Raw genomic sequence first — 23,648 nt, forward strand, 5'->3', positions numbered from 1 at the left:
TCTCCCATCAGGGAGCGGCCGCCTGGTCCGGCACGACGGCCTGCGATGCCGAGCCGGCGGCCTCCCACTCGACGAGCTTGCGGCTCAGCTTGAGCGATCGGTAATACTCGCCGGCCTCGACGGCCTGCGCGATCGCGGCGATCTGCCCGGCCGCGGCCGGCGCCAGCCCGAGCAGGTCGGTGGCTTGCCGGAAGAACAGGTCGATGCTCTGTGTGGGGTCGTCGGCGAGGTAGATGACCGTCAGCGTCAGGTGGAGACGCTTGCAGGCCGTGTCGGCCTCGCTCTCCGTGATGATCTCGCTCTCGCGCAGGAACTTGCACTGCGTCTCGATCAGGAAGGTCGAGCGGCGGTCGCCGTTGCGCAGCAGCGCGCCGTTGATGATCAGCCGCTCGAACGGCTTGAGTTCCAGGCGCAGGGGCATCGGGTGTTCCTTTCTAGAAGACCCGACGATGTCATTCGCGAACCGTTAACGTTTCGCGAATCTCAGGCGGCCCCGCCACCGTTGCGGCGGCCGGCCACCGTGGTAAACTCAGACAAGTTCCGGTCTACCTTAAAACCTCGAGGAGGTCCGATGGCGGCGCAGCCGGATCAGCGCGCGCGGTATCCGAGCCTCGCCGGCAAGCGCGTCCTCGTGACCGGCGGCGCCTCGGGCATCGGCGCGGGGCTGGTCGAGGCCTTCGTCGAGCAGGGGGCCCGCGTCCTGTTCTGCGATATCGCGGACGATGCGGCCCGCGCCGTGGTGGCCCGTCTCGGGCCCGGCGCCGCGCACGCCCCGCTCTACCGGCGCTGCGACCTGACCGATGTCGACGCGGTCCGCGCGCTGGTCGCCGAGGCCGACGCGGCCCTGGGCGGGCTCGACGTCCTGATCAACAATGCCGGCAACGACGACCGCCACGCCCTCGCGGACGTGACGCCCGCCTACTGGGACGACCGGATGGCGGTGAACCTGCGCCACCTGTTCTTCGCCGCCCAGGCGGCGGTCCCGGCCATGCAGCGCGCCGGCGGCGGCGTGATCCTCAACTTCGGATCGATCAGCTGGCATCTCGGGCTCAGGGAGATGCCGCTCTACCAGACCGCCAAGGCGGCGATCGAGGGGATGACACGCGCCCTGGCCCGCGACCTCGGTCGCGACAACATCCGGGTGGCGACGGTCGTGCCCGGCAACGTTCAGACGCCCCGCCAGGAGCGATGGTACACGCCGGAGGGCGAGGCGGAGATCGTCGCCGCGCAATGCCTGGACGGGCGGATCCAGCCGGCCGACGTCGCCGCGCTGGTCCTGTTCCTGGCCTCGGACGACGCGCGCATGTGCACCGGCCACCCGTACTTCATCGACGCGGGCTGGCGCTGAACCGAAGACGCGCAGGGGCCTGGCCGGGCTGGGCGCGCGGGACCGCGCTCCGGCCCGACCCGCTCGCGTGCCTCAGTCGCAGCTCTCTTTCTTCACGGTCTTCGTATCGCCCATGTCGTTCTCCTTGCGCACCGTCTTGGTGACGCAGCCGTCGCCGTGGTCATGGACGGTCACGGACTTCGACTCGCTCGCCGGGCGATCGACGACGACGGCCGGTCGGTCGCGCTCGATGACGGTGGTCTGGGCCTGCGCGGCGGCGCCGAGGCTCAACAGGGCGGCGGTCGCGAGCAAGGTCATGCGCATGCTGAAACTCCAATACCGATTTCGGTAGCGGGTAACGGCAATGCCAGCTTGGGCGTTCCGCGGATTGTGGCGTCCCGAGGCGGGCCGAACCCGTAAAAAACTCGGCTCGGCCCGCGCGCCGTTCGGCTGACGGGCAGCCGGAGCGACGGCGCCAATGTCCGCGGAAGCCGACCCGTTGCAACCCCGGCGGACTACGTGCGCGGCGCGGCCGGTTCTCAGCCGCCCGTCATCGGCGGGAAGAAGGCGATCTCGCGGGCACCCGCGATCGGCGCGTCCGGCTTGGCATGGGCCCGGTCGATCGCGGCGCGGACGACGCCCGGATCCTCGAAGGCGTAGGCGTACTCCTCGCCGCGGCCCCGGAGCCACCCGACCAGATCGGCGACGGTGGCGACCTCCGGCGGCGGCGCCAGCTCCTCCTCGGAGCGGCCGATCCGCTCGCGGACCCAGGCGAAATAGACGAGCTTCATCGCATCACCGTACCGGAGACAGGGCAGGGACCGCGCGTCCCGGAGGCGGATCCGTCAGCGCGGATCGTCGATGACGTGCTTGATCCCGGCCCGCATGTAGTCCCAGCCGGTCCACAGCGTGAGCGCGGCGGCGAGCCACAGGAGCGTCAGGCCGATCGCCTCGGTTCCCGGGAGCACCGTCTCGCCCGCCGGGCCGGCCACCAGGAAGCCGAGCGCCAGGAGCTGCACGGTGGTCTTCCACTTGGCGATCCGACTGACCGGCACGCCGACCTTCAGCTCCGCCAGATACTCGCGCAGGCCGGAGACCAGCACCTCGCGGCACAGGATCACGATCGCCGCCCAGATGTTCGAACCGACGATGGTGTGGTCCGCCGCCAGCATCAGCAGGCAGGCCGAGACGAGGAGCTTGTCGGCGATCGGATCGAGCATCCGGCCGAGCGCCGAGCTCTGGTGGTAGGTGCGGGCGACGTAGCCGTCGAGGTAGTCGGTGATCGCGGCCGCGACGAACACCCCCAGCGCCGTCCACCGCGCCGTGTGGGATTCGGGCCAGAACAGCAGCGCGACCATCACCGGCACGGCAACGAGGCGCCCGTAGGTCAGGCAATTCGCGAGCGTCCAGGCCGGCGACCGTCGTCGGGGAAGGACGGCGTTCATCGCAGGGGTGAAATCAGAGCGGGGCCCGGGCGTCAACGCCTCTGAGTCTGCCTCGGCCATCGCGGCCGGGTTCTCAGGCGCCGGCATGGAAGAAGTCGTAGACCGCCCGCGCTGTGGCGGCGTTCACGCCCGGGGTCCTGGCCAGATCCTCGAAGGCGGCGCGCTGGATCGCCTTCACGGTCCCGAAATGGTGCAGGAGCGCGCGCTTGCGGCTCGGGCCGATGCCGGCGATCTCGTCCAAGGGATTCTTCACCATCTCTCGCTTCCGCTTGGCCCGATGGCTGCCGATGGCGAAGCGGTGCGCCTCGTCGCGGAGCCGCTGCACGAAGTAGAGCGTCGGGTCGCGCGGCGGAAGCTTGAAGGGGAGGCGGCCGGGCACGAAAAACGTCTCGCGGCCGGCATCGCGGTCGCGGCCCTTGGCGACGCCGACCAGGGGAACGCCCGCCACGCCGACCTCCTCCAGCGCCGCCCGCGCGGCCTCGAGCTGGCCCTTGCCGCCGTCGATCAGCACGAGATCCGGCCAGGCCGGGAACGCATCGCTCTCCTCCGCCGGCGCGGGCACCGGCTCCGGCACCTCGCCCTCGCCCGCGGATGCGGCCGCCTCGCGCTCGGTGCGCGGCGCCTCTTTCGCGAGCCGCTTGAAGCGCCGCTGCAGCACCTCGCGCATCATGCCGTAATCGTCGCCGGGCGTGAGATCCTCGGACTTGATGTTGAACGTGCGGTAATGCGCCTTCATGAAGCCCGTCGGGCCGGCGACGATCATGCCGCCGACCGCGTTCGTGCCCATGATGTGCGAGTTGTCGTAGACCTCGATCCGGCGGGGTGCGCCGTCGAGCCCGAAGGCCTGGCCGAGCGCCGCGAGCAGCTTGCCCTGCGAGGCCGTGTCGGCGAGGCGCCGGGCCAGCGCCTCCTTGGCGTTGCGCTGGGCGTAGTCGACGAGGTTCTTCCGCTCGCCGCGGCTCGGCCGGTGGATCTCGACGCGGTACTCCACCCGGCTCGACAGGGCCGCCGCCACCAGCTCCGCGTCCTCGATCGCGTGGCTCGTCAGCACCGTCCGGGGCGCGGGCTTGTCGTCGTAGAACTGGCCGATGAACGAGCCCAGCACCTCGTCGGGCGTCATGGTCCGGTCGGCCTTCGGGAAATAGGCGCGGTTGCCCCAGTTCTGGAAGTTCCGGAAGAAGAACACCTCGATGCAGAACTGGCCGGCCTGCTCGTCGAGGGCGAACACATCCGCCTCTTCCACACCCTGGGTGTTGACCCCCTGCACCCCCTGGATCGCCGACAGGGCTGCGATGCGGTCGCGGAACCGGGCGGCACGCTCGAACTCCATCGCCTCGGACGCCGCCTGCATCTCGGCGCGCATCCGGTCCTTCACGGCGTTCGACTTGCCCGCGAGGAACGCCCGCGCGGAATCCGCCATCGCGGCGTAGTCCTCGGGCCCGATCTCGTTCGTGCAAGGGCCGGAGCAGCGCTTGATCTGGTAGAGCAGGCAGGGCCGGGTGCGGTTCTCGTAGTAGCTGTCGGTGCAGGTGCGCAGCAGGAAGGCGCGCTGCAGCGCGTTCACCGTCCGGTTCACCGCCCAGACGCTGGCGAAGGGGCCGTAATAGTTGCCCTTCCGGCGCCGGGCCCCCCGGTGCTTGACGATCTGCGGGGCGGGGCCGTCGTCGGTGACCAGGATGTAGGGGAACGACTTGTCGTCCCGCATCAGCACGTTGAAGCGGGGCTTCAGCTGCTTGATGAGGTTAGCCTCGAGGAGGAGCGCCTCGGTCTCGGTCGCGGTGGTGACGAACTCCATCGCCGCCGTCTGCGAGATCATCCGGGCGATGCGGTTCGAGTGCGCCTGGCCCCGCGCGTACGAGCCGACCCGCGCTTTCAGGTTCTTGGCCTTGCCGACGTAGAGGACGTCGCCGCGATGGTCGAACATCCGGTAGACGCCGGGCGACGACGGCAGGGTCGACCAGAACCGGCGGATCACCTCCGTGCCGGCCTGGACGGCGCCCGGCTCGAAATCGAAGTCGATCTCCGGCGTCTCCGTGTCGGGGAGTTCGGCTTCCGGCTCGTCGACGGTCTCGTCCCGCTCGGCGTCGCGGCCGTCGTCGAAGGTGTCGGGGGGCAGGTCTGAGAGGGCTCTGCGGCTCATACCGCAGATCTAAGCGCTCCGGACCGCCAGGGGGACGGGGGCGGCGACAAAAATCGCGCGCCCGGTCCGATCAATCAGTCGAACAGCGAGTCGATGTCGCTCTGATCCACGTGACCGACGTCGTGGTCGAGCTTCGGCCCGTTGAGGAGCGAGCTCTCGTCGTCCAGGGAGGTCGGCACCGGCATGACGGTGATGAGTTCCTTGAAGCTGTCGAGCTCCGACCACGTGGCGATCAGCCGGTCGAGATGCTCCTCGATGAACTTCATCACGCCGACGATCTTGGTGATCCGCTGGCCGGTCAGGTCCTGGAAGTTGCAGGCCTCGTAGGCGGTGATCACGCGCTCGAGGATCACGTCGACGTGCGGCTTCATGCCGGGCGGCAGCGTCGCAGCGTTGAGCATGCCGGCGTGGCTCTCGATCTCCTCGACCGCGCCGAGGAGCTGCGTGGTGGCGCGCTCCGTGGAGTCGACCACCGCGTCGAGCTCGTCGGCCGCCCGGCGCATGCCCTTGCCGGTATTCTCGGTCCGGTGAAGCGTCGCCAGCTCCGACTTGGTGCGGGTGATCGCCTCCTTCATCACGTCGAGTTCGGTGCGCATCGCCAGCGCCTCGTGCAGCTCGCGCCGGCACGACTCGATGGTCTCGCTCGCGCTCATCTGCGTGACGCGGCGCAAGTCCTGGATGGCGTTGAAGATCTCCTCCAGGCGCTCGCTCGAGGCGGACGCCCCCGGCCCGGGAGGGGGAGCCGCGGGAAGCCCGAGACTGTCTTCGATGCGATAGCGCTTCTGGGTCATCGTCCGGGCGTGAGCGTTCGGGTTCCGTCGCCGAGACTGTCTACCATAACGGTTAGCGGACTGTGACTGCCGAGCTTCTTCCGGCGGGCTCCGCCCGCTCCGGGGTGAGGCCGGGCGGTGCCGCCAAGCTTAACCGCCGATTCACGCTGGCGGCGACGGGCCGGGGAGAGGCCGGGCCGCGGAGACGATTCACCACGTTCGTTCACCCGATTCGGTAAAATGTGACGGGATCGTTCGCGGGCCGGGAGCAGGGGCTCCGGCTCGGGAGCATGCGGCGATGCGGCGTTCAGTCCGTCTGGGAATGGGGGTGGCTGCGGCCGCGTTCGTGCTGTGCGGCCCCGCCCGGGCGCAGCAGGCGCGCTACGCCGAGGGCGGCTACGGCGGCGGCCTCATCGAGTACCTCGTCACCGGCAGCGCCGGCGGCGCCGGGCGCGGCTGGCCGCAGCGCGCCGCGCCGCAGCAGCGGGTCGCCGCCTATTCCGGCGAGCTGGTGCCGGTCGAGCCGGAGCCTGCCCAAGCTTACGGGCAGGCGTACGGGCAGGCGTACGGGCAGGCGTACGGCCAGTCCTACGGGCAGCCCTACGGTGCCCCGCAGCCCTACGGCGCGCCGCCCGCGGCCGCCTCCGGTGCGCCCCAGGCGGATCCGGGGCGGATCGGCCGCGCAGTCCCGCCCGAGTATCAGCGCCAGGAAGTCGCCTTCGCGGGGCGGCAGAAGCCCGGCACGATCGTGATCGACACCGCCGGCAAGCATCTCTACCTCGTGCAGGCGGGGCAGCGCGCGCTGCGCTACGGGATCGGCGTCGGCCGCCCCGGCTTCGCCTGGAGCGGTCTCAAGACGGTCAGCCGCAAGGCGGAGTGGCCGGACTGGACGCCGCCGGCCGAGATGCTCGCCCGTCGTCCCGATCTGCCGCGCCACATGGCCGGCGGCCCGGAGAACCCGCTGGGCGCCCGCGCCCTCTACCTCGGCTCGTCGCTCTACCGCATCCACGGGACGAACGAGCCCAACACGATCGGGCAGTCGGTCTCGTCGGGCTGCATTCGGATGATGAACGACGACGTCATCGACCTCTACGACCGCGTGCCGGTCGGAACCCGGGTCGAGGTGCTCTGAGCGCCCGACGCGCGCGCCGTCGCGGATCGAACCCGCCGATACGGAGAAGGCCCGGCCGCGCCTGACGCGACCGGGCCTTCCGCTCGATGTCAGCGCCGATCAGGTCCAGTCGCTGTCGTCGCCGCCGCCGAGGTCGCCGCCGAAATCACCGCCCGGATCGCTGTAGCCGGCGTCCTGGAACCCGCCCAGGTCGCTGCCGCTGTTGTCGAGGGCCGAGCCGAGATCCTGGTTGCCGCCGTCGCCGTAGTAGTTGTTGACGATGGTCTCGCCCCCACCGCCGCCGAGGCCGGCCGCCGCGGCGCTGCCGAGGCTCGAATGGCCGCCCGCGAAGGCGTTCGACAGGGCGCTGCCGAGGAGCATGCCGCCCGCCGCGCCGGCCGCCATGGGCAGCGCCGTCGCCATGAAGCCGCCGCCGCGCGCCGGGGCCTGGGGCTGGCCGCCCCACGGGCCGCCCTGCTGCTGCGGGTAGCCGCCCTGCTGCGGGTAGCCCTGCTGCGGGTAACCCTGCGGCGCGCCGCCCTGGTTGCCCCAGGGCTGGCCACCCGGACGCGGCTGCCCGTAGCCGGGCTGCGGCTCCTGGCGCTGCTGGCTGCCGCCGCCGAAGATACTCGACAGGAAGCCGCCGCCCCCGGAGGGCTGGGCCGAGGCCGCCTGGCTGCGGGCCTGCTCCAGCTGCTGGTTCAGGCTCTTGATCGCCTCTTCCTGCACGTAGATCAGCTGCGCCATCGCGTAGGGTGCGTAGGGCTGCGCGCGGAGCTTGTCGGCGATGAAGCGCTCCGCCTCCGCGTCGCGGGGCTGGGTCTGCGCCTGCTCCAGCCGCTGGAAGATTCCCGAAATGACGTCGCGTTCTTCGCTGTTCATGGAGTCGTCCTCCTCGAATCTCACCCGCGGGCCCGAACGCGCCGCATGGCAGCTAGGACATGGGTGCGCGGCGACGCTTTGTCAGGGGGATTGCGAAAACTTCATCCGCCGACCCCGAAAAGCGAGAAGCCCGACCTGCCGGCCGGGCTTCCCGCATGTCGACGGTGGGGCGCGGCCGCGGCCGCGCGATCCTAGAACGTGCCGAACTTGTAGTTCAGACCGGCGCGGACGACGGCGAACTGGTCGTCGCGGCGACCGACGCCGCTGTAGACGACCGGGAAGTTGTTGGCGGCGTTGATGACGAACGCGCCCTGGTTGCGGGTGCCGCGATCGAGGTTCACGTACAGGCCTTCGACCTTCAGCGTCACGGCCGAGGAGCGGAAGAAGTTCAGGAACGAGTCGGTGGGCAGGGCGTACTCGATGCCGCCGCCGGCGGCCCAGCCGGTGCGGAAGCTGTCGTTGCCGGCGTAGCCGCCGAAGGAGCGGTCGGCGCTGCCCGAGCCGTAGGCGAAGCCGCCGGTGCCGTACACGAGGGTGCGGTCGAAGGCGTAGCCGAGGCGGCCGCGCACGGTGCCGAAGAAGTCGAGGCTGGACAGGCCGCGCGGGTCGGTGAGGTAGTAGCCGGGGGCGACGGCGCCGGAGACGAAGGCGTTGTTCCGGTTGCGGCCGAAGTCGAGGTACTGGGCGTCGGCCTCGACGCCGATCACGACGCCGGAGCCCGGGGTCAGCTGCCAGTTGTAGCCGATCTGGCCACCGCCGGAGAAGCCGTCCTGGCTGCGGTTGCGGAAGGAGGCGACGGTGCCGGGGGCGGCGTAGGGGAAGGGCACCGCGAAGGTGTTGCCGGTGTTGCGGTCGCTGGCGTCGAAGGCGTAGCCGGCGTTGATACCGAAGTAGGCGCCGGTCCAGGTGAAGACCGGGACGGGGGTGAACACCGGCGGCGGGGCGGCGCGGCGCGGCAGGTCGGCCGCGAAGGCCGAGCCGGCGAAGGCGACGCCCGCGAGGGCCGTGGTCACACGGAGCATGGATTTCATGATCTGGTCCTCACTGGTGGTCCGCGCCGTCCGTCGCGGGAACGGTTGCGGAACCGGGTCTGGCTGCGTTCCAGCGGTTCCAGGGTTGCTTTGCGCTCCGCGGTGTCGCCGACCGCTCTCGCGGCCCCTTGTGGCAACCCGCCGTTTTCCCCGGTACCTTAACCCCTGAACGCGGCCGAATGGCCAAGGTTCATTTACGGCTACGCTTTTTTCGGTCTCGCGGTCGACAAAGTGTCGCACCCCCGCATCGTGAGGAACCGCGCGGTTAGGGGACGAGCGCGATCGCGGAGATGAGACGGCCGTAATCCGCCTCGCCGCGATGGGTGGTCCGCCGGTAGCTGTAGAACCGCTCGGGATCCGCGTAGGTGCAGAGGTTCAGGGCGGTAGCCTCACCGATCTCGGCCTCTTCCAGCCGGGCCAGGATGAAGCCCGGGAGGTCGAACTGCGCGTGTCCGGGCCGCGTGCCGGGGCCGAGGAAGCGCTCCATGCCGGGGGCGTCGCTCCGGAACCGCGCGACGAAGTCCGGGCCGACCTCGTAGGAGGCCTGCCCGATCGTCGGTCCCAGGACGGCGACGATCCGGCTCCGCCGCGCCCCGAGCGCCTCCATCGCCGACACGGTCGCGCCGATCACGCCGGTGAGCGCCCCCTTCCAGCCGGCATGGGCCGCGCCGACGACGCCGTTCTCGGGGTCCGCGAACAGGATCGGCCCGCAATCCGCGGTGGCGATGCCGAGCGCCAGGCCCGGTACCCGCGTCACCATGGCGTCGGCCTTCGGCCGCTCCGCCGCGAAGGGCGCCTCGACGGTGACCACCTCGGCCGAATGGACCTGATACAGGCTCACCAGCCGGTCCGGCGGCAGGCCGAGCCGCGCGCACATCCGCGCCCGGTTCTCGGCGACGCGCTCCGGCGCGTCCTGCGAGCCGAGGCCGCCGTTGAGCGACGCGTACAGGCCCTCCGAGACCCCGCCGACGCGGGTGAAGAAGGCGTGGCGCATGCCCGCGTGGGCGGAGAGTTCCGGCGCCTCGATGAACATGCCTGCGGTCACGGTCGGCCTCGCGCTTGCCCCTGTCGCGCCCCGATAGCGCAAGGGCGGACCCTTGACGATGTCGTTCAAGCGTCAGATTCTTGCTGCATTGCAGTATGGAGCCGATCCGGCTCCGCCTTGAGAAGGATCGCAATGTCACGAGGGATCGAGACCGACGCCCTGCCCGAGACGCCCGAGGCCGAAGAGCCCCGGATCCCGAGCGCGCCTGCCCACCCCGTCACGGGAGAGCCCGCCGCCTTCGACCCGACCGACCTCAACCCGCCCGCGCCGCCGACGCCGCGGCCCGCCAGCCAGACCGATTCCGGCTTCGGCTCCTTCGGCTGAGCGATCCCGACCCCGTTCGGGGCCGAGGACCTTCCCGGCGGCTCAGGGCGCCGGAAATCCCGGGAGCGGCCCGAGGGACGGGCCGCTCACCGCCAGCATCTTGAACAGTCTGCCCATGCCGCCCCGGCCCGGATCGGTCAGGCGGGTGACGGCCGCATCGATCGCGGTGACCTGCGCCGGATTGGCCCGTGCCCTCAGCCGCTCGGCACGGGCGCCGAGGCCGAGCGCCGCCAGGAAGTCACCCTGATCGACCGGACCGTGGATCGCTGCGCCCTCGGCCCGGGCCGCCTGGGCGAGGGCGGCGAAATCGACGTGATGCGTCAGATCCGCCTCGCCGGGCTCCGCCAGCGGGTCGGCGAAACGATGTCCTGCCAGCGCCTGGAGGGTGTCGCCGAAGCCCGGGCGGACATGGCCGTAATCGACGACCAGCAGGGCGCCGCCACCGGAAATCAGCCGTCGGGCCAGCGCGCGGATCAGCGCGAGGCCGGCCGCCGGCACGCTCATCAGCGCGCCGTCCGGGCCGTCCGCCACGAGGCCCGGGACCGGCTCCGGCGACAGGCCGAAGGCGAGACCGCCCGCCGGATCGAGGCCGATCTGCCGCTCGTGCCAGCCCGACGGCCGGCGCTCGAACTGGCGCACCGGCAGGCAGTCGAAGAACTCGTTGGCCAGGATGATCGTGGGCCCCTCGGGCAGCGTCTCGACGCTGTCGTGCCACACGGCGCCGGTCCCGGAGAGGGCGCGGGCCTGCGCGGCCCGCAGCACCGGGCTCGTCTCGACGAGGTGCGGTGCCACGCGCACCCCGGGGAGCGCCGCCCGCAAGGCGCGCAGCGCGTCCGCCATCAGCGTGCCGCGGCCGGGCCCCAGCTCCACCAGGAGGAGCGGATCCGGCGCCCCGATCGAGCCGCGGACGTAGGCTGTCCAGGCACCGAGCAGCTCGCCGAACATCTGGCTGATCTCGGGCGCGGTGGTGAAGTCGCCCTGGGCGCCCAGGGGATCGCGGGTGCGGTAGTAGCCGTGGACCGGGTGCCCGAGGCAGAGGGCCATGTAGCGGTCGACACCGATCGGCCCGTTCTGGCGGATCAGCGCCGCGATCTCGGCTCCGAGCGGTGTCACGCCTCGACGGCCGCCTTGCGGGCCGCCTCGGCCGCCGGCGCCTCGACGGGATGGCGGGGACGTGTCCGGCCGGTCGCGGCCAGCACGATGTAGGTGAGGCCGACGATCATCATCGGCACGCACAGCAGCATGCCCATGGTCACGCCGCCGCCCATCGGACCAACATGGTCGCCGAACAGGAAGCCGAGCTGGCGATCCGGCTCGCGGAAGAACTCGCAGAAGGTCCGGGCCAGCGCGTAGCCGAGGACGAAGATGCCGCCGAGGAGCCCCGGCTTGCGGAAGCCGAACCGGCGGACGCTGAGCGCCATCACGATGAACAGCAGCAGGCCCTCGGTGGCCGCCTCGTAGAGCTGGCTCGGGTGGCGCGGCAGCGGCCCGCCGCTCGGGAACACGATCGCGTAGGGGAAGTCCGGCGCGACCCGGCCCCAGAGCTCGCCGTTCACGAAATTGGCGATCCGGCCGAAGAACAGGCCGATCGGCACCACCACGGCGCCGATATCGAGGAGCGTGTAGGCGTTGAGGCCCTTGCCGCGGGCGAACAGCACGAAGGCCAGGATCGCCCCGATGAAGCCGCCGTGGAACGACATGCCGCCGTTGCGGATCGCCAGGATCTCCCACGGATCGGAGATGTACATCGGCAGATTGTAGAACAGCACGTAGCCGATCCGCCCGCCGAGCACGACGCCGAGCGCCACCCAGACGACGAGGTCGTCGATGTCGGCGACCTGCGGGCGCTTCACCACGCCCCAGAGACCGTCGGCCATGACGAGGCGGCGCGCGTAGTACCAGCCGCCGATCAGGCCGGCGATGTAGGCGAGCGCGTACCATTTGATCGTGATCGGCCCGATCGCGATCGCCACCGGATCGATGGCCGGAAAGGGCAGGGCGAGGAGCGGCATCTATCTCACCTCCGGGGCGGCCGGCTTGGACGCCGGAGGGGCGACGCGTCAAGCCCGGAGGCCCCCTTCCGAAAGCGCGGCCTCAGCCGCGCACGAACAAGAAGCCGTGTCCGTCCGGGCCGGCGCAATAGGCGGCCGCGCCGTCGGCGGAGGTCAGCGGAGTTTGTCCGCTCTCGCGCAGGCGGTGCGAGAGGGACTGCGGGTCCGCCGCGGTGAACACGGAGCGGGTGGAGGCCCGGTCGGCGGGCCCGAAGACGAGCCGCCGCTCGGTCGCGGGCGTGCGGTAATGCAGGAGCTCCACGTGCGGCGCGGGCTCCGGAGGCTCGAGGGCGATCACGTCGACCTGCGGATCGTCGACGCCGTCGAGGCGCGCCTGCTCCGGTCCGCGGTTCAGGCCGCGCTCCGCCACCCACAGCCCCAGGGACCCGGTCAGGAAGGCCAGGGTGGCGTCGAGGTCGGTGACGGTGATCGCCGAGTGGTCGATTCCCAGGAACAGGCCCGGCGCGTCGCGCCAGCGGGTCGCGGCGGGCCCGTCGGGAAAGTATATCAACTCCAGGGGATGCCCGTCGGGGTCGCGGAACTTGTAGGCGGTCACGCCTCCCGTGGAGGCCGGCAGACGCTGCGGCCCGCCGCGGCTGATCGGCATCGGTGCGAGCCGTGCCAGCTGCGCCGCCGCGGCCCCCATGTCGCGGACCGGGACCGCTAGGTGCTGGAAGAACGGATCCGTCGCCGCTGGATCGGCCGGGTAGGGCGCGCCGGGCGGATCCACCGTCATGAATGTCACGCTCTGCCCGCCGAGCCGCATGCGCAGCTGCGTGGCGCGCCGGCCCGCGAGGCCCATCGCCTCCGCCTGCGCGCCGGGCAGGGGTTCCGGTGGAGCGATCCGCGCGAAGCCGAGCCCGTCCCGGTAGAAGGCTTCGGTGACGGCGAGGTCCGCGACGGTGCGGCCGAAGCCGACGAGGGCGCGCACGCCGCTCTTGGGAGCGATGCCGCTCGGGGGAGCGATGCCGCTCACAGGAGCGGTGCCCCCCGCACGTTCACGTAGATCGCGTAGAGTGCCTGCGAGGCGCAGAGGAACAGGCGGCTGTTGTTGCGGCCGCCGAAGGTGAGGTTGGCGACCGTCGCGGGCACGAGGATCTTGCCGACCAGTTCGCCGCCGGGGTCGATGCAGTGGACCCCGTCCCCGGCGCTCGACCAGACATTGCCGTGCTCGTCGCACCGGATCCCATCGGCATTGCCGGGCGCGATCTTGAAGAGCACCGAGCCGCCCGACAGGCTGCCGTCCTCGGCCACGTCGAACACGCGCACGTGCTGCAGCGGGTCGGTGTCGAACTGCAGCCCGGTCTCGACGATGTAGAGCCGCCGCTCGTCGGGCGAGAAGCAGAGCCCGTTCGGGCCCTGGAAATCGTCGGCCACCACCCGCAGCGAGCCGTCGCGGGGGTCGAAGCGGTAGACGGCGGCGGGCAGCTCGGATTCCTGCTTGCCACCCTCGTAGTCGGTCTGGATGCCGTAGGGTGGATCCGAGAACCAGATCGTCCCGTCCGACTTGCAGACGATGTCGTTGGGCGAGTTCAGCTGCCGCCCGCGGTAGCGCTCCACGAGGCTGGTGATGCGGCCATCGAGCTCGGTCCGATGGATGCGCCGGCCGCGGTGCGAGCAGGACAGCATCCGCCCCTGGCGGTCGCGGGCGTGGCCGTTCTCGAAGTCGCCCGCCTCCCGGTAGACGCTCAGGCCGGCGTACTCCGCCCAGCGCATCACCCGATTGTTGGGAAGATCGGAGAACAGCAGCTCGTCGCGGTCGCCGAACCAGACCGGGCCCTCCGTCCAGCGGAACCCGTCGGCGAGCTTCTGCAGCGGGGCGTTCGGCAGGATGTATGCCTTGAAGCGCGGCTGCGTGAGTTCGAAGCCGTCCATGGGGCCGCCCTTACTTGAAGCGGCCGGGCTGGTTGACGGTCGGCTCAACCTGGAGCCCGGTCACGATCATCGTGCAGGGCTCGTCGCCCACCGTGCCGGAGAGGTGGCCCTTCTTGCCATCCCGTTCCTTGGTGTTCTGATCCTCGCCCATCATCAGCTCGCCCGGGCCCATCTCGACCCGGTGGCCGTCCATCGTTTCCACGAACCAGCGGCCCGAGAGGATCGCGATCCATTGCGGCCGCGGGTTCTCGTGCCACTCGCCGACCCAGCCGACCGGCAGGACCGTGAAGGTCACGACCGACGGCGCAGGATCCATCTTGTCGTTCCACTGGGGCGCGGTCTCGGGGTTGATCCCCTCGAACTTGAACCGCTCGAGGTGGAACAGCTCCTGGCGGCTCACACCCTCCGCATCGGTGTAGACGTGCCAGTACGGCATCTTCGGAGGGGTCGGCTCACTCATCGTCGCTCCTGCCGCGGCGGGACTCACCCTCCCACAACGGCCGGGCTTGGCGATGGTTCGCGTCTGCCGACGAAGGCCCGGATGCCCCAGACGTCGTTCCGGGGCCGGATGAGCGGACGGCTTCCGCGACGGTGCGAGCGTAGCGAAGCCGGCCCGTGTCGCGCCGTGGCCTCCCCGTGGGGCGCTGGCCTGGGTCGCGTGCTGCGCTCCCGAGGACGGCGCGACGCTCACATCTGCTCGGGGATCCGGTCCGTCTGCGCGAGGTTCGAGAACCGGGTGATGTTCGCGTCGAACTGCAGTTCCACGGTGCCGGTGGGGCCGTGACGCTGCTTGCCGAGGATCACCTCGGCCTTGCCGTGGACGCGCTGCATCTCGGCCTCCCAGGCGAAGAACTCCTCCGTGCCCTCGCGAGGCTTCTTGTTCCCGACGTAGTACTCCTCGCGGAACACGAACATGACGACGTCGGCGTCCTGCTCGATCGAGCCCGACTCGCGCAGGTCGGCGAGCTGCGGCCGCTTGTCGTCGCGGTTCTCCACCTGACGGGAGAGCTGGGACAGGCCGATGATCGGCACGGCCAGCTCCTTGGCCAGCGCCTTCATGCCGGTGGTGATCTCGGTCATCTCCTGCACGCGGTTGTCGCTGCGCTTGGACGAGCCCGAGAGGAGCTGGAGGTAGTCGACGATCAGGAGGTCGAGGCCCTTCTGGCGCTTCAGGCGCCGGGCGCGGGCGGCGAGCTGCGCGATCGAGATGCCGCCGGTCTGGTCGATGTAGAACGGGATCGTCTGCATGTCCCGGGCGGCGTCGGTGATCTTGTAGAAATCCTCGGGCCGGATGTCGCCGCGGCGGATCTTGTAGGACGGCACGCCCGACTGCTCGGCGATGATGCGGGTGGCGAGCTGCTCCGCCGACATTTCCAGCGAGAAGAAGCCCACGATGCCGCCGTTCACGGTCTTGGTCGTGCCGTCCGGCTGCTTCTCGCCGCGGTAGGCCTTGGCGATGTTGAAGGCGATGTTGGTCACCAGCGAGGTCTTGCCCATGGCCGGGCGGCCCGCGAGGATGATCAGGTCGGAGGGCTGCAGGCCGCCCATCTTGGCGTCGAGGTCGGACAGGCCCGTGGCGATGCCCGAGAGCTTGCCGTCGCGCTGGTAGGCCTTGGCGGCCATGTCGACCGCGGCGGTCAGCGCGTCCGAGAATTTCTGGAAGCCGCCGTCGTAGCGTCCGGCCTCGGCGAGCTCGTAGAGCCGCCGCTCCGTGTGCTCGATCTGGTCGCGGGGCGACTCCTCCACCGGCGCCTCGTAGGCGCCGTTCACCAGGTCCTCGCCGATGGCGATCAGCCGGCGGCGGATGGCGAGATCGTAGATCGTGCGGCCGTACTCGCCGGCGTTGATCACCGTCGTGGCGTCGGCGGCCAGTCGCGCGAGGTACTGCATGACCGTCTGGCCGCCGAAATCGGCGTCGCCCAGATAGGTCTTCATGGTGATGGGCGTGGCGAGCTTGCCGGCCTTGATCAGGGACGCTGCCACTGTGAAGATCTGCTGGTGGGCATCCTCCATGAAGTGTTCGGCCAGCAGGAAGTCCGACACCCGGTAATAGGCGTCGTTGTTCACCAGGATCGCGCCCAGCAGCGCCTGCTCCGCGTCGATGTTGTGCGGGGCGACGCGGTACTCGGCCTGGACCGCTTCGAGCTTGGCCGTGAGCGCATTGGGCAGGGCCATCGGCGGACGACTCCGTATCAGGCGCCGCGGCGGGCGCGCCAGGATCACACCGCACGACCTTGACCCCGGTATGGTTACCGAAGCCTAGCCGACGGCCGGTTCTCCCGGGCCGGGGCGCGGAAAAGCGGACGCCCGCCGACTCTCGCGAGCGACGGGCGTCCATGCTGGAACAAAACTGGAACGTGTCAAGCCTCGGGGGCAATCATCCCCAGTGTTCACCGGTATACACGGCGGGCAAGGACCCCGCCGCCCGGCCGGCCGGTTGGCTGGCCGGGACCTCGAACCGGGATCAGCCGCGGTCGTCGGCACCCTCGCCGGCATCGGCCAGCGCCTGACCGACCTCGAGGCCGAGGTCGTCGAGGTTGAACGCCTCGCGCTCGGTGACCGACTCACCGCGGGCCTGGCGCTCGGCCTCCTCGGGGCTGCGGGCGACGTTGACGGTGATCTCGACCTCGACCTCGGGGTGCAGCACCACCGGGACCGTGTGCAGGCCGAGCGTCTTGATCGGCTGGTTCAGGGTGAACTGACCGCGATCCACCGTGAAGCCCTCCTTCGAGACGACCTCGGCGAGGTCGCGGGTCGAGACCGAGCCGTAGAGCACGCCGGTCTCGCCCGACTGCCGGATCAGGATGAAGCTCTGGCCGTTCAGCTTCTCGGCGACGACCTCCGCGTCCTTCTTGCGGTCGAGGTTGCGGGCCTCGAGCTGGGCGCGCTGGGCCTCGAAGTGCTTCTTGTTGGCTTCCGTCGCGCGCAGCGCCTTGCCGCGGGCGAGCAGGAAGTTGCGGGCGAAGCCCGGGCGAACATTCACGGTCTCGCCCATCTGGCCGAGCTTGGCCACGCGCTCGAGCAGGATCACTTCCATGGTCTTTCTCCTTCAGGTGTTCGGCCACGCGGGCCGGGGTCTCACGGCGCCGGATCGCCCTTGGGACGTCGGCGGTCGAGGGCTGTGTCGGCGAGGCCGAACAGGGTGAGGGCGACCAGAGCGATGCCCTGGGTCACGAACAGGATCAGGTACATGCCGAACAGCATGAGCCCGCGCCCCGGCCGGCCGCGCGAGCGGTCGTGGAAAGCGGCGAGCCCCTGGAGCGCGAAGGCCGCGCTGAACGCGCCGAGGAGCGCGACCCCGAACACGCCGACGTAGCCGGGCGCGAAGCACATCGCGACGGCCGCCGCGACCGCCACGAGCGTGCTGCGCGGCATGGCGGTGGACGGGATGTCAGGCCAGGGCCGCGGCAGGCGTCCGGAGATCTTCACGATCCGGGCCGAGGCCCAGAGATAGAAGGCCAGGAGCAGCGCGAGGCCGTTGGCCGCGAAGGCGGGCACGACGCGGGCGAGGGCGTCCGCCACCTCGGCCCGCGTGACGTCCGCCGGATCGGCATCGGCCTGCGGAGCCGGATCGGACGCGGTCGTCCCGTCCCTGCCGGCCGCCTCGCTGCCGGTCGAGGGCGCGTCGGCGCGCGGAGTCCCGGTGCGCGGGGGCTCGACGGACGGGCGGGTGGCGGGCAGCCGCGTCTGGACCAGGGTCTGGGCGAGGCCGCGCAGCTGCGCGTCGAAGGTGGCGTGGTTCGGCGAGGACAGGACAGCGATGGCGATGAAGGCGAGGGCGGCCGTGGCGGCGATCCAGCCGAGCAGGCGGCCGGTCGGGTACCATTCGAGGCCCGCCCGCGTCTCGCGCCCGAGGAGCGTGAGGTAGGCGAGCCACCAGGCGGGCAGGGCGATGTAGGCCGCGAAGGCCAATCCCATGAAGGGTGCGATCACCAGGACCAGCGCGAGGCTGCCGGCGGCGGCCGCGGCGAGCGCGGCCTTGTGGCTCCAGCCCAGGCCGACGATCAGGATCGGCAGCGGCGCCACGAGGTAGAGCAGGATCGCGAGCGGGGTCGCCTTCAGCAGCACCCCGAACAGGAGTGCGGAGACGAGGCCCGCGCCGATACCGATGCCGATGTGCTGTGCCATGAAGTCCGCTGTCCCGCTGCCGGTGCGGCAGGGTTAGAGGCGGCTACGCGCCCCAACGATCGGGCGGCGCGAGCCGCCCTCTGAGAGGGCCGGCCCGGGCAGATGCCGGGCCGGCGGGTTCCGATGGCCTACTTGATCACGTAGGGCAGCAGGCCGAGGAAGCGGGCGCGCTTGATCGCCTGGGCGAGCTCGCGCTGCTTCTTGGCCGAGACCGCGGTGATCCGCGACGGCACGATCTTGCCGCGCTCGGACACGTAGCGGGACAGGAGCTTGACGTCCTTGTAGTCGATCTTCGGCGCGTTCGCGCCGGAGAACGGGCAGGTCTTGCGACGACGGAAGAAGGGACGGCGTCCGCCGCCCGCACCAGCACCGAATGCCATGGGTTAGCCCTCCCCGCCGAAGCTGCGCTCGCCGCGGTCACCGCGATCGCCGCGGTCACCCCGGTCGCCGCCGAAGCCGCCACCGCCACCGAAGCCCTCGTCATCGCGACGACGGCCGCGCTCGCGATCCTTGCGGTCGTCGCGGTCGCGCTTCTGCATCATGGCGGACGGCTCGGAATCGAGCTCCTCGACCCGGATGGTCATGAAGCGCAGCACGTCCTCGGAGATCTGCATCTGGCGCTCCATCTCGGCGATGGCGGCCGGCGGGGCGTCGATGTTGAGGAGCGCGAAATGCGCCTTGCGGTTCTTCTTGATCCGGTAGGCGAGGGACTTCACACCCCACATCTCGATCTTCTCGAGACGGCCACCGTTCTGCTCGATCACACCCTTGTAGGTGTCGATCATCGTCTCGACCTGCTGGGACGTCACGTCCTGGCGGGCCAAGAGCACATGCTCGTAGAGAGGCATCGTCGGGCCTTTCATCGTCAAAAGGAGCCCGGCCGCCGGAGGGCGGCTGATTCGGGCCGGTTCATCTCGCGCTACGCTCGGCGCCAAGCCCTTCGAGCCGATTTTCAGGCCCGAGCGGTTGATCGAAGGCGGAGACACCGGACGACGGGATCTGGGAGAGCCCTGTGCCGCGAGCGGCACCGTCCGTTCAGCCCCCGGCCGGAGCGAACGCGAGGGGCGGCGCATAGTCGGTTTTTGCGGGCGTGGCAAGGTCGTCTTGCCCATCACGGAGCCGGATGCGGCTCTGCGCGGCCTCGCCCCTGTCCGGCGCCGACCAGGATCGACCCTCGGCGCGCGGCCGTTCCGTGTCAGGCGCTTCGCCCGACCGTGCGCCGTCATTCCGGATGCCGATCCGGAGCCTCTGTCAGTGCGATGCCTCGCGGCGGCGTGTGGGCGCCCCGGCGCCGCTGCGCGGCCCCGTCCGGACCCGCCGCGGCTTGCCGCTCGGGCGGTTCGATGACACAAGCGCGGCGCGGCTGGGGATCCCCGGCCGCGCTGGTTTTTCGGTAATCCTCCAGATCCGCGATGGCAGAGGCCCCATCTTCCGGCCCCTCCGAGGTCGGTCCCGTGCTGATCACCGGCGCGAGCGGTTTCCTCGGCTCAGCCCTGGTCGACGTGTTCCGCCGGGCCGGCTTCCCGGTGCGCATCCTCGTGCGCGCCTCGAGCCCCCGCCGGAACCTCACCTGGACCGACGTGGAGATCGCCGAGGGCGACATGCGCGACCCGGCCGCCGTGGCGGCGGCGATGCGCGGCCAGCGCTACCTCATCCATGCCGCGGCCGATTACCGGCTCTGGGCGCCGGACATGGAGGAGATCGTCCGGACCAACCGCGACGGCACGCGCCTCATGATGCGCGCCGCCCTCGAGGCCGGGGTGGAGCGGGTCGTCTATACGTCGAGCGTGGCGACGATCAGACCGCCGGCCGACGGCGTCACGCCCTCCGACGAGACCATGCCGCTGACGCCCGAGACCGCGATCGGCGCCTACAAGCGCAGCAAGGTCGTGGCCGAGCGCGTGGTCGAGGAGATGGTCGCCCGGGAGGGCCTGCCGGCGGTGATCGTCAACCCGTCGACGCCGATCGGTCCCCGCGACGTCAAGCCGACGCCGACCGGGCGGATCATCCAGGAGGCGGCGCTCGGCAAGATGCCGGCCTTCGTCGACACCGGCCTCAACCTCGCTCACGTGGACGACGTGGCCCAGGGGCATCTGCTGGCACTGCGCAGGGGGCGGATCGGCGAGCGCTACATCCTCGGCGGCGAGGACGTGTTCCTCTCGCAGATGCTCGCCGACATCGCCGGCATGGTCGGCCGCAAGCCGCCGACCGTGAACCTGCCCCGGGCCGCCGTGTACCCGGTGGCGTTCTTCGCGCAGCTCGCCGCCCGGGTCACCGGCAGGCAGCCCTTCGCGACGATCGACGGGATCCGCATGTCGCGCTACCGGATGTTCTTCTCGGACCGGAAGGCGCGCGCCGAGCTCGGCTACACGGCCCGGCCCTACCGCGAGGGCCTGTCCGACGCGATCACGTGGTTCCGGGAGGCGGGCTACCTCGCATGAGCACCCTCGATTCCGCCACCGCGACGCGCTCCGGCAAGGGCCACCGGGACGAGAATTTCCCCGTCGCCTCGCACCTGATCCATCCCCACCATCGGGGCGCGATCCTGGCCTTCTACAACTTCGTCCGCGCCGGCGACGACGTGGCCGATCACGCCGCCCTGTCGCCCGAGCGCAAGATCGAGCTGCTCGATCGCCTCGCCGACGCGCTCACGGGCGCCGGGCCGTCCGATCCCGAGGCCGAGCCGCTGAAGCGCGAGCTCGCGGCCCGCGGCCTGCCGCCCCGGCACGCGCTCGAGCTCCTCGACGCGTTCCGCATGGACGCGCGCAAGAACCGCTACGCCGACTGGGACGAGCTGATCCATTACTGCCGCTACTCGGCCATGCCGGTGGGGCGGTTCGTGCTCGACGTCCACGGCGAGGATCCGGCCCGGGTCTACCGAGCCTCCGACGCCATCTGCGCGGCGCTGCAGGTCATCAATCATCTCCAGGATTGCGGCAAGGACTTCGCCGCACTCGACCGGGTCTACCTCCCGCAGGATTGCCTGGACCGTCACGGCGCCACCGTGGCGATGCTCGGCGAGGCCAAGGCGCCGCCGCAGCTCCGGGCCGCGATCCGCGAGCTCGCGCAGCGATGCCTCGAGCTCCTCGATGAGGGCGCGGTCCTGCCGGACCTGATCGACGATCTGCGCCTGTCACTGGAGATCGCCGCCATCCACCGGCTCGCCGTCGTGCTGAGCCGGGGCCTGCTGGAGCGCGACCCGCTCTCCGAGAAAGTTCATCACGGCAAGGCCGCCTTCGCGCTGACGGCGCTGGGCGGCATCGCCGCCACCCTGGCGCGCCGGCCCTTCCGCGGCCGGACCGTCCGGGCCGCGGCTCAGGGAATCCGCTCGTGACCGCCACCGCCACGCCCGCCCAGGACCCGGAGAGCGCCGCCCCGGCGCTGCCCGCCGCCGGCTCCTCCTTCTACACGGCGATGCGCCTGCTGCCGAAGGAGCGGCGGGAGGCGATGTACGCCGTCTACGCCTTCTGCCGCGCCGTCGACGACGTCGCCGACGACGGCGGCACCCGCGCCGTCCGGCAGGTCGAGCTCGACCGCTGGCGGGCCGACATCGACGCCCTCTACGCCGGCCGGCCGGCCGCGCGCGTGCGCGACCTCGTGGAGCCCGTGCGCCGCTTCGGCCTGAAGCGCGAGGATTTCCAGGCGGTCATCGACGGCATGGCGATGGACGCCGTCGAGGACATCGTCGCCCCCGACGCCGAGACCCTCGACCTCTACTGCGACCGGGTCGCGAGCGCGGTCGGCCGGCTGTCGGTGCGGATCTTCGGCATGCCGGAGGCGGACGGCATCCGGCTGGCGTGGCATCAGGGCCGCGCGCTCCAGCTCACCAACATCCTGCGCGACATCGACGAGGATGCCGAGCGCGGCCGCCTCTACCTGCCCCGGGAGAAGCTCCGGGCGATCGGCCTCACCGACCCGACGCCGGTCCAGGCGATCAGCCATCCCCGCATCGGCGAGGTCTGCGTCTCCCTCGCCCGCGAGGCCGAGGACCATTATCAGGCGACCTGGGAGATCATCCGGCGCAGCCCCCGCAAGGCGACCAAGGCCGCCCGGCTGATGGCCGCCGCCTATCACCTCTACCTCAAGGCGGTCCTCGCGCGCGGCTGGGCGATGCCCCGCGCCCGGGTGAAGCCCGGCAAGCTCGCGCTGCTGGGCGTCGTCCTCCGCCACGGCCTGATCTGATGGGCACCGTCCACGTCGTCGGCGCCGGCCTCGCCGGCCTCTCCGCGGCCGTCGCGCTCGCCGAAACCGGCGCCCGGGTGGTCCTGCACGAGGCCGCCAAGCAGGCCGGCGGCCGGTGCCGCTCGTACTATGACCCGGCCCTCGGCCTGACCATCGACAACGGCAACCACCTGCTCTTGTCCGGCAACGCCGATTCCCTCGGCTTCCTCCGGACCGTCGGCGCGCCGGCCGACGCCCTGGTCGGCCCGGATGTGGCCGAATTCGACTTCGCCGACCTGCAGACCGGCGAGCGCTGGCGGCTGCGGCCCAACGCGGGGCGGCTGCCCTGGTGGGTGATGAGTCCCGCCCGCCGCGTCCCCGGGACGCGGGCGCGGGACTACCTCGCGCCCCTCGGGATCCTGCGCGCGGCCTCCGGCAAGGCGGAGGGCGCGGGCGGAACCATCGGCGCGCACATGGCCTGCGAGGGCACGCTCTACCGGCGCCTCTGGCACCCGGTGCTGCTCGCGGCCCTCAACACCGAGCCCCGCGACAGCGATGTCGGGCTGGCTGCGCGGATCCTGCGCGAGACCCTGGGCGCGGGCGGCAAGGCCTGCCGTCCCCTCGTCGCGGTCGAGGGCCTGTCCTACGCCTTCGTCGATCCGGCGATCCGCTACCTCACGGCGCGCGGCTGCGAGATCCGCCTCGGCCGGCGCCTGCGCGGACTGGAAAGCGCGGAGGGCCGCGTCGGGCAACTCGTGTTCTCGGACGGCCCCGAGAGCCTCGGCCCGGAGGACGGCGTCGTGCTGGCGCTGCCGCCGTGGGTGGCCCGGGAGGTGTTGCCCGGTCTCCTCGCCCCGACGGAATTCCGCTCCATCGTGAACGCGCATTTCGCGCTGGCGCCGAAGCCCGGCAGCCCCCTCGTCCTCGGCGTCGTCAACAGCCTGACAGAGTGGCTTTTCGCCTATCCGGACCGGTATTCGGTCACGATCAGCGGTGCAGACCGGCTCCTCGACGTGCCTCGCGAAGACCTCGCGCGGCAGATCTGGGCCGAGATCGCGCAGCTGTACAACCTTGCACCGGACCTGCCCAGCTGGCAGATCGTAAAGGAGAAGCGTGCGACCTTCGCGGCGACGCCGGCGGAGGCCGCGCGGCGCCCGAAGGCCGAAACCGCCTACGACAATCTCGTCCTGGCAGGCGATTGGACCGCCACCGGCCTGCCGTCGACGATCGAGGGAGCGATCCGCTCGGGCCAGACGGCCGCACGTTCCTTGCGTGCGGGATCTGTCGTGCGCGCTGGAACCCAGGTGCGCGGCGCAGCTTGAGGCATGGCGTCCGCCGCGAGGCGGTCGTTCGAGGCG

At 71.2% G+C, this 23,648-nt stretch carries 26 protein-coding genes; 7 read left to right on the plus strand and 19 right to left on the minus strand.

Annotated features, from left to right (window positions below; all coding sequences use genetic code 11):
* Window positions 1–7 precede the first annotated feature (7 nt).
* A complete protein-coding gene (locus tag J3A75_RS01360; protein ID WP_012322291.1) occupies window positions 8–421 on the minus strand; it encodes a flagellar biosynthesis repressor FlbT in 414 nt (137 codons plus the stop codon).
* Window positions 422–571: 150 nt separating this feature from the next.
* Here J3A75_RS01360 and J3A75_RS01365 point away from each other — a divergent pair, with 150 nt between their 5' ends.
* On the plus strand, window positions 572–1,348 hold the full coding sequence (locus tag J3A75_RS01365) for an SDR family NAD(P)-dependent oxidoreductase (RefSeq protein WP_071000549.1): 777 nt from the start codon (window positions 572–574) through the stop codon (window positions 1,346–1,348).
* 72 nt (window positions 1,349–1,420) lie between these two features.
* Here J3A75_RS01365 and J3A75_RS01370 read toward each other — a convergent pair whose 3' ends face one another.
* The 5 genes from J3A75_RS01370 to J3A75_RS01390 all read right to left on the minus strand — a co-directional run bounded on the left by J3A75_RS01370 (window position 1,421) and on the right by J3A75_RS01390 (window position 5,703).
* On the minus strand, window positions 1,421–1,651 hold the full coding sequence (locus J3A75_RS01370) for a hypothetical protein (protein ID WP_012322293.1): 231 nt from the start codon (window positions 1,649–1,651) through the stop codon (window positions 1,421–1,423).
* Window positions 1,652–1,866: 215 nt separating this feature from the next.
* On the minus strand, window positions 1,867–2,118 hold the full coding sequence (gene moaD / locus J3A75_RS01375; RefSeq protein ID WP_029357972.1) for a molybdopterin converting factor subunit 1: 252 nt from the start codon (window positions 2,116–2,118) through the stop codon (window positions 1,867–1,869).
* Between the two features lie 54 nt (window positions 2,119–2,172).
* Window positions 2,173–2,772 (minus strand): CDP-diacylglycerol--glycerol-3-phosphate 3-phosphatidyltransferase, encoded by a 600-nt coding sequence (pgsA, locus tag J3A75_RS01380; protein WP_012322295.1) that lies wholly within the window; start codon window positions 2,770–2,772, stop codon window positions 2,173–2,175.
* 73 nt (window positions 2,773–2,845) lie between these two features.
* On the minus strand, window positions 2,846–4,912 hold the full coding sequence (uvrC, locus tag J3A75_RS01385; RefSeq protein WP_071000550.1) for an excinuclease ABC subunit UvrC: 2,067 nt from the start codon (window positions 4,910–4,912) through the stop codon (window positions 2,846–2,848).
* 74 nt (window positions 4,913–4,986) lie between these two features.
* On the minus strand, window positions 4,987–5,703 hold the full coding sequence (locus tag J3A75_RS01390; RefSeq protein ID WP_012322297.1) for a protein phosphatase CheZ: 717 nt from the start codon (window positions 5,701–5,703) through the stop codon (window positions 4,987–4,989).
* Between the two features lie 277 nt (window positions 5,704–5,980).
* Between J3A75_RS01390 and J3A75_RS01395 the strand changes: the two genes are divergently transcribed.
* Complete coding sequence (locus J3A75_RS01395; RefSeq protein ID WP_071000551.1) at window positions 5,981–6,814, plus strand: L,D-transpeptidase; 834 nt, start codon at window positions 5,981–5,983, stop codon at window positions 6,812–6,814.
* A 99-nt stretch (window positions 6,815–6,913) separates the two neighbouring features.
* On the opposite strand, the gene J3A75_RS01400 is transcribed toward J3A75_RS01395, so the two are convergent.
* From J3A75_RS01400 to pgeF, 3 genes are all read right to left on the minus strand, one after another.
* A complete protein-coding gene (locus J3A75_RS01400) occupies window positions 6,914–7,675 on the minus strand; it encodes a DUF2076 domain-containing protein (protein ID WP_012322299.1) in 762 nt (253 codons plus the stop codon).
* 191 nt (window positions 7,676–7,866) lie between these two features.
* Window positions 7,867–8,706 (minus strand): outer membrane protein, encoded by an 840-nt coding sequence (locus J3A75_RS01405; protein ID WP_209649649.1) that lies wholly within the window; start codon window positions 8,704–8,706, stop codon window positions 7,867–7,869.
* A gap of 265 nt (window positions 8,707–8,971) precedes the next feature.
* On the minus strand, window positions 8,972–9,739 hold the full coding sequence (gene pgeF, locus J3A75_RS01410; protein ID WP_024828108.1) for a peptidoglycan editing factor PgeF: 768 nt from the start codon (window positions 9,737–9,739) through the stop codon (window positions 8,972–8,974).
* Window positions 9,740–9,883: 144 nt separating this feature from the next.
* On the opposite strand from pgeF, the gene J3A75_RS01415 reads away from it, so the two are divergent.
* Window positions 9,884–10,075, plus strand: a complete 192-nt coding sequence (locus J3A75_RS01415; protein WP_012322302.1) for a hypothetical protein — start codon at window positions 9,884–9,886, stop codon at window positions 10,073–10,075.
* A gap of 42 nt (window positions 10,076–10,117) precedes the next feature.
* Here J3A75_RS01415 and J3A75_RS01420 read toward each other — a convergent pair whose 3' ends face one another.
* The 10 genes from J3A75_RS01420 to rpsF all read right to left on the minus strand — a co-directional run bounded on the left by J3A75_RS01420 (window position 10,118) and on the right by rpsF (window position 18,977).
* Window positions 10,118–11,188, minus strand: a complete 1,071-nt coding sequence (locus J3A75_RS01420) for a class I SAM-dependent methyltransferase (protein ID WP_071000553.1) — start codon at window positions 11,186–11,188, stop codon at window positions 10,118–10,120.
* A complete protein-coding gene (gene lgt, locus J3A75_RS01425; protein WP_071000554.1) occupies window positions 11,185–12,087 on the minus strand; it encodes a prolipoprotein diacylglyceryl transferase in 903 nt (300 codons plus the stop codon). Before lgt ends, J3A75_RS01420 begins: the two co-directional genes overlap by 4 nt.
* Window positions 12,088–12,169: 82 nt before the next feature.
* Window positions 12,170–13,057, minus strand: a complete 888-nt coding sequence (locus J3A75_RS01430; RefSeq protein ID WP_245295865.1) for a VOC family protein — start codon at window positions 13,055–13,057, stop codon at window positions 12,170–12,172.
* A gap of 41 nt (window positions 13,058–13,098) precedes the next feature.
* Complete coding sequence (locus tag J3A75_RS01435; protein WP_071000556.1) at window positions 13,099–14,001, minus strand: SMP-30/gluconolactonase/LRE family protein; 903 nt, start codon at window positions 13,999–14,001, stop codon at window positions 13,099–13,101.
* A gap of 10 nt (window positions 14,002–14,011) precedes the next feature.
* Window positions 14,012–14,461, minus strand: coding sequence for a cupin (locus J3A75_RS01440; RefSeq protein ID WP_012322307.1), 450 nt, complete (start codon window positions 14,459–14,461; stop codon window positions 14,012–14,014).
* 227 nt (window positions 14,462–14,688) lie between these two features.
* Window positions 14,689–16,176, minus strand: a complete 1,488-nt coding sequence (locus J3A75_RS01445) for a replicative DNA helicase (protein ID WP_012322308.1) — start codon at window positions 16,174–16,176, stop codon at window positions 14,689–14,691.
* A gap of 289 nt (window positions 16,177–16,465) precedes the next feature.
* Window positions 16,466–17,038, minus strand: a complete 573-nt coding sequence (rplI, locus tag J3A75_RS01450) for a 50S ribosomal protein L9 (RefSeq protein ID WP_012322309.1) — start codon at window positions 17,036–17,038, stop codon at window positions 16,466–16,468.
* Between the two features lie 41 nt (window positions 17,039–17,079).
* The gene (locus J3A75_RS01455; RefSeq protein ID WP_024828103.1) at window positions 17,080–18,129 is read right to left on the minus strand and encodes a DUF2232 domain-containing protein; all 1,050 of its coding nucleotides are present in this window, start codon (window positions 18,127–18,129) and stop codon (window positions 17,080–17,082) included.
* A 128-nt stretch (window positions 18,130–18,257) separates the two neighbouring features.
* The gene (gene rpsR, locus J3A75_RS01460; protein WP_007561044.1) at window positions 18,258–18,509 is read right to left on the minus strand and encodes a 30S ribosomal protein S18; all 252 of its coding nucleotides are present in this window, start codon (window positions 18,507–18,509) and stop codon (window positions 18,258–18,260) included.
* Window positions 18,510–18,512: 3 nt separating this feature from the next.
* Window positions 18,513–18,977, minus strand: coding sequence for a 30S ribosomal protein S6 (gene rpsF, locus J3A75_RS01465; protein ID WP_012322311.1), 465 nt, complete (start codon window positions 18,975–18,977; stop codon window positions 18,513–18,515).
* 564 nt (window positions 18,978–19,541) lie between these two features.
* On the opposite strand from rpsF, the gene hpnA reads away from it, so the two are divergent.
* Genes hpnA through hpnE form a run of 4 tightly spaced genes read left to right on the plus strand, consistent with a single transcriptional unit; the run spans window position 19,542 to window position 23,612 of the window.
* Window positions 19,542–20,570: a hopanoid-associated sugar epimerase gene (hpnA, locus tag J3A75_RS01470; RefSeq protein ID WP_029357992.1), complete on the plus strand. Its 1,029-nt coding sequence runs from the start codon at window positions 19,542–19,544 to the stop codon at window positions 20,568–20,570.
* Window positions 20,567–21,463: a squalene synthase HpnC gene (hpnC, locus tag J3A75_RS01475; protein ID WP_071000557.1), complete on the plus strand. Its 897-nt coding sequence runs from the start codon at window positions 20,567–20,569 to the stop codon at window positions 21,461–21,463. The genes hpnA and hpnC overlap by 4 nt, the downstream gene beginning before the upstream one ends.
* Window positions 21,460–22,311, plus strand: coding sequence for a presqualene diphosphate synthase HpnD (gene hpnD / locus J3A75_RS01480; RefSeq protein ID WP_012322314.1), 852 nt, complete (start codon window positions 21,460–21,462; stop codon window positions 22,309–22,311). The genes hpnC and hpnD overlap by 4 nt, the downstream gene beginning before the upstream one ends.
* Window positions 22,311–23,612, plus strand: coding sequence for a hydroxysqualene dehydroxylase HpnE (gene hpnE / locus J3A75_RS01485; RefSeq protein WP_012322315.1), 1,302 nt, complete (start codon window positions 22,311–22,313; stop codon window positions 23,610–23,612). Before hpnD ends, hpnE begins: the two co-directional genes overlap by 1 nt.
* Window positions 23,613–23,648 lie beyond the last annotated feature (36 nt).

The sequence above is a fragment of the Methylobacterium sp. PvP105 genome, assembly GCF_017876975.1.
In the GTDB taxonomy this organism is placed as follows: domain Bacteria; phylum Pseudomonadota; class Alphaproteobacteria; order Rhizobiales; family Beijerinckiaceae; genus Methylobacterium; species Methylobacterium radiotolerans.